At 68.1% G+C, this 407-nt stretch carries 1 protein-coding gene; it reads right to left on the reverse strand.

The window, feature by feature from the left end:
- Positions 1-351 (reverse strand): hypothetical protein (locus AC5RVV_RS18195; protein WP_494002737.1); only part of this gene is annotated, 351 nt, incomplete at its 3' end.
- Positions 352-407: the final 56 nt, after the last annotated feature.

Genomic DNA, 407 nt, shown 5'->3' on the forward strand with positions numbered 1-407 from the left:
GGCCCTGACGCCGAGAATGCCCTCGGCCTCCATCGGGACTGGGACCTCCACCAGCGACATCGGGACATCCTGGCCCAGGAGTGACAGCGTGAAAGCCCGGCACTCGTTCAGTGCGGCCCTGTTGTCGGCCATCCGGCCAGGGTGGCCCCCACCGGCATCAACGACCGCTCCCACCGACGACTGCTGCTGCTCCGAGGCCAGGAACGCCATGCCCATGGTGTAGCCGGGGTAGCTCACGGGAGAAAAATTCAGGTACCGGGCGCAGATGCTCGGAGTCGTCTCCAGCCGCTGCAAGGCCTGGGCTTCGGTGGCCCCCTGGGCTGCCACGTCTTTGTCAGTGATTACCTGCACGGGCCGCGTACCGCCGGAACCGGTCAGGCCTCCGAGCGCCTGCGCGACCTGCTCCG

The sequence above is a fragment of the Arthrobacter sp. MDT2-34-1 genome (genome assembly GCF_059091365.1).